The organism is Actinocrinis sp. (genome assembly GCF_035653575.1).
Taxonomy (GTDB): domain Bacteria; phylum Actinomycetota; class Actinomycetes; order Streptomycetales; family Catenulisporaceae; genus Actinocrinis.
Map to the genome: position 1 here is coordinate 1 of NZ_DASRBQ010000050.1, position 4,318 is coordinate 4,318.

The 4,318-nt window shown below is 70.2% G+C and carries 4 protein-coding genes; all 4 read right to left on the bottom strand.

From position 1 onward, the window contains the following. Positions 1-322: 322 nt before the first annotated feature. Genes VFA06_RS07380 through VFA06_RS07395 form a run of 4 tightly spaced genes read right to left on the bottom strand, consistent with a single transcriptional unit; the run spans position 323 to position 3,996 of the window. A complete protein-coding gene (locus VFA06_RS07380) occupies positions 323-799 on the bottom strand; it encodes a low molecular weight protein-tyrosine-phosphatase (RefSeq protein ID WP_324839683.1) in 477 nt (158 codons plus the stop codon). Continuing rightward, the gene (locus tag VFA06_RS07385; RefSeq protein WP_324839684.1) at positions 796-1,941 is read right to left on the bottom strand and encodes a DegT/DnrJ/EryC1/StrS family aminotransferase; all 1,146 of its coding nucleotides are present in this window, start codon (positions 1,939-1,941) and stop codon (positions 796-798) included. Before VFA06_RS07385 ends, VFA06_RS07380 begins: the two co-directional genes overlap by 4 nt. Beyond that, positions 1,922-2,941, bottom strand: a complete 1,020-nt coding sequence (locus VFA06_RS07390; protein ID WP_324839685.1) for an ATP-grasp domain-containing protein — start codon at positions 2,939-2,941, stop codon at positions 1,922-1,924. The genes VFA06_RS07385 and VFA06_RS07390 overlap by 20 nt, the downstream gene beginning before the upstream one ends. Next, complete coding sequence (locus tag VFA06_RS07395; RefSeq protein ID WP_324839686.1) at positions 2,941-3,996, bottom strand: dTDP-glucose 4,6-dehydratase; 1,056 nt, start codon at positions 3,994-3,996, stop codon at positions 2,941-2,943. The genes VFA06_RS07390 and VFA06_RS07395 overlap by 1 nt, the downstream gene beginning before the upstream one ends. Positions 3,997-4,318 lie beyond the last annotated feature (322 nt).

The following is a 4,318-nucleotide window of genomic DNA, read 5'->3' on the forward strand; positions in this document are numbered from 1 at the left end:
ATCGCGCTCCACATCGCTCGCATGCACGCCGCGGCAAGGTTGTCGGCGAGCCCCACCGCGGCGGCTGTCGAGTGCGGGCCCCTGCCATCATGGCTGGACCACAATGCCGCCACTGTCGCTGCCATCAGCACCTCACTCGCAGCACGCCGCGTCGGTCGCAAATAGCGGCCACCGTGCGGCGGCTCAGCCGCTGCATCGGGTCAGCGTAGGGTCAGGATACGAATCGGGTGCAGCGGACCGCCGACATCGCAGCCGCCGGGTCCCCGATGCGCGTACATCAGCTCGATACGCCTCTACGTGCCGGAGTTCACCTCGAAGACTCTCAGTTTCGCTGCACTCCGGGCAAAGCGTCGCTCTCGGGCAGATATGCGAAAGCGCCGTGGCGTATCCGTGCGACGCAGTCGCGGAACGCTTCGTAGGGTCCGCCGAACGGGTCGGGCACGTCAGCGTCGGGCAGGTAGGTGCGTAGTTTCCCCGCGTAGCGCGCGCCGGCGAACTGCCGCAGTTCGGCAAGCACCGCCCGGTCCATCGCCAGGACCAGATCGGCCCAGCCGATCAGCTCTTGCGTGATCTGAGTGCCGCGGTGGGCGCGAAGGTCGATGCCGCGCTCGGCGGCGGCGGCGCACATCCATGGGTGGGCCGGCCGCCCGACCCACTTGCCGCGCAGTCCCGCGGAGCGGGTCTCCAACTCGGGGCCGGCGAGCTGAGTGAGGCTCGCGGCGGCGAGCGGCGAGCGGCAGTAGTTGCCCAGGCATACGGTCAATATCCGCCGTGGGCCGGGCGGCTGCTGGGAGTTCACCCGCGGCCCCGGGCCGAGGGCAGCGCCTGTGCGAGGGCAGCGGCCACGATCTGTGCATCGTCCGCGTCCATGGCCGGGTGGAACGGCAGGCTCATGATCTGCTCACTGACTTTCTCGGTGACCGGCAGGCCCCGAGCCCAGGCGTCGAAGGCCGGCTGCCGGTGGTTGGGCGGGTAGTGCACGCCCACCCCGAGCCCGGCGCCGCGCATCGCGGTGAACACCGCATCGCGTTCGGGGACACGTACGACGCAGTTGAACGGGACGCTGCGCTCGATGTCCACGTCGACTAGGGCGACCTGCTCGAGCGGGGCGAGCACGTCGCGGTAGGCGCGCCACAGGCTTGTGCGCCGCTCGCGCAGTGCCGCGAATCCGTCGAGCTGGACCAGGCCGATCGCCGCGTTGATCGCCGACATGAACCCGTGCAGGCCCGTGCCCTGGACCTGGTAGCCGGTGGTGCGCTTGCGCTCGGCCTGAGAGGTGGCGACCCCCCACAGGCGCAGCGTCCTGGCACGCTCAGCCTCGTGTGCGCTGCGCGGGACGATCGCGCCGCCCTGACCGCAGGTCAGATTCTTGATCGGGCCGAAGCTGAAGCAGGTGACGTCACCGGTCGCGCCTACGGGCACTTCACCGTCGGGCGTGGTCGACCCGAAGGCGTGGGCCGCATCCTCGATGATCACGATGTCGCGCTCGTGCAGGATCGCCCGGATTGACGAGCAGTCGATCGCGCGCCCGCCGTAGAGCACCGGCATGACGGCGCGGGTGGCGCTGGTGACCGCGTCGAGCAGCGTCTGCGCGCACGTGCACAGCGTCGCGGGATCGACCTCGACGAACACCGGCCGAGCCCCGGTCGCGACGATCGCCTGCACCGAGGCGCAGAAGGTGAGCGACGGCACGATCACCTCGCAGCCCGGGCTGATCCCGGCCGCGCGCAGCGCGATGTACAGCGCCTCCGTGCCGGAGGCTACCGCCACCACGTCATCGACACCCAGGAACGCGGCCACCGCGCGCTCGAACTGCTCGACGATCTTGGCGTGGCCGAACTCTCCGTCTTCGAATACCGCCGCCACGGCGTCGAGCTCGCCGCCGAGCAGATACGGTTTGGCGTTGCGGGCGTAAGCCGGGCTAATCGCGCCGGTCTGCATCGGTGACCTCCAGATCCGCTCCCGCGCCAGTGGCGGCGGCGAACGTCTCGACGTATTTGGTGGTGCGCACTCCCGGCCGGTAGCGCAGCCGCTCGTGGTCGATGTCGAACCCGAACACCCCGCGCAGCGCCTGGCTGACCAGGTCGGCGCCGGCGGCGACGGAGGCGAGGAACGCCCCGGCGAATCGCGCGTTCGCTTCGGTGATCACCGCGGTGTCGTCGGCGCGGATCAGGCCCTGCACGCAGCACACGCCGGTCATGCCCAGTGCGCTCAGGGTTCGGCGCACGGCGTCCTCGGCGCCGCCGTGGCGGAAGGTCTCAGACACCATGGCCAGGCCGCCTTTGATCAGCAGTCGGCGGCGCAGGATGACCGAGGAGCGGGCGTCCGGGCCGGTCAGGCAGTCGGCGGTGAACTCCTCGCCCTCGACGTATTCCTGAACGATCGGGTCCGGGACGAGTTGGCAGAGGACTTTCGCCTGGGCGCGGGTCGCGCACACGTGCACGTTTTTAGAGCCCTGCCCGTGCCGCGGTTTGACGATCAGGGCGCCGCCGCTGGTGCGGGCCTCGTGCAGCCGGTGCGGCAGCCAGGTGCCAGGTGCCGGGATCGCGTGCTCGCGCAGCACCCGCGCGAAGCGGGCCTTGTCCACGCAGGCCGCGACCGCGTCGGCGGGCGGTAGCCACGTGCGCACCTTGAGCCCCTGCAGGTGCGGGCGCATCCGCAGCAGCAGCGGCAGTTCCTGCTCGACGCCGGAGAATATCGCGTCAGGGTGCAGCTGCTCGCACAACTCCAGCAGGTCCCGCTCGTAGCGGGCGTCCGTACATTGGGCGGTCAGGCGCGCTACGGCCCCGGGGATCAGCAGGCCCGGGGCGAGATGGTCGCAGTCGGCGGCGATGACCTCGTGGCCGGCGCGCAGCAGCAACCGGGCCAGGTCGAAGGCGGGGGCGCCGCCGACGCCGGTGACCAGGATGCGGCGCTGGCCGAGTACCCCGTCGGCGCTCATCAGATCGCCTCGCGCTGCTCTGGGCCACCAGGAAGGATCCGGGGCAGCGGGGCGGCCGGGTCGCGCAGCGCCGGCGCCCACCGGTCCGGACGGCTGCGGTACCACTCCACGGTCTCGGCGAGGGCGGTTTCCAGGTCGTGCGTCGGCCGGTAGCCGAGTTCCTCCCGCGCCTTCGCGCAGTCCATCGCGTAGCGCAGGTCGTTGGCCGTGCGATCGGGAACGTAGCGGACCCGGTCCCAGCCGGCGCCGCACAGCTGCAGCAGGATCCGGGTCAGCTCGTTGTTGGTCAGGTCGATCCCGTCGCTGAGGTTGTAGATCTCACCCGGTCGCCCGGCGCGCAGCACCAGCTCGATTCCGGCGCAGTTGTCCTGCACGTGCAGCCAGTTGCGCACGTGCTTCCCGTCGCCGTGCAAGGCGACGTCCTGGCCCTTGAGCAGGCTGGTGATGAACAGTGGGATGATCTTCTCGGGGTGCTGGGCGGGCCCGTAGTTGTTCGACGAGCGAGTCACGCACACCGGCGCCCCATAGGTACGCGCGTACGAGAGGGCCACCAGGTCGCTGGCGGCCTTGGAGGCGGCATACGGAACGGTCGGGGCCAGCCGGTCGCGCTCGCTCGCGGCGCCGGTGAGCCAGGGCCCGTAGACCTCGTCGGTCGAGACGTGCACGAACCTGCGCACCCGATGGCGCAGCGCGGCGTCCAACAGCACCTGGGTGCCGAGCACGTTCGTGGACAGGAACGCGGCGTCGTGGAAGAAGGAGCGGTCCACGTGCGACTCCGCGGCGAAGTGCACCACCGCGGTGTGCCGGCCCATGACGGCGTCCACGACCGGCTGGTCGAGGATCGAGGCGTGCACGAATTCCAGCTTCGGGTCATCCAGCGCCCCGCCCAGGTTCTTCAAGCTTCCGGCGTAGGTCAGCGCGTCCAGAACGGTCACCTCGGCCACGTCCGGGCAGCGCAGCAACCGTTTGACGAAGTGTGAGCCGATGAACCCGGCGCCGCCCGTGACCAGCACGGCTTGCAGCGGTGCCGCGTCAGCGCCCGTCACCGTTGCCATCCGACATATGACGCCCGCCCAATGCGCGAGCACGCCCTGACAGACGGTGGGAACTGCGCACTCGTCGGCGTGCCAGGTCGCCTCGGACCAGCCGGTGGGCTGCTGCGCGGCGGTTCAGCTGTTTGTTCGGCGTGTAACGCTCGGCCGAGGTCGAGGGTCATGAGCATCCTTCCTTCCGCGTGGGGCCACCGCAGGCGGCCGCCGAGCGGTGTGAACCATCAGTGATGATGCGATCACGCTGGGATGCTCGATAGAGTTCGAAGTCTGATCCGCAAGGCTTGTGCGGATTCGGCACACACTGTGCGTGGCGCCCGAATCCGGT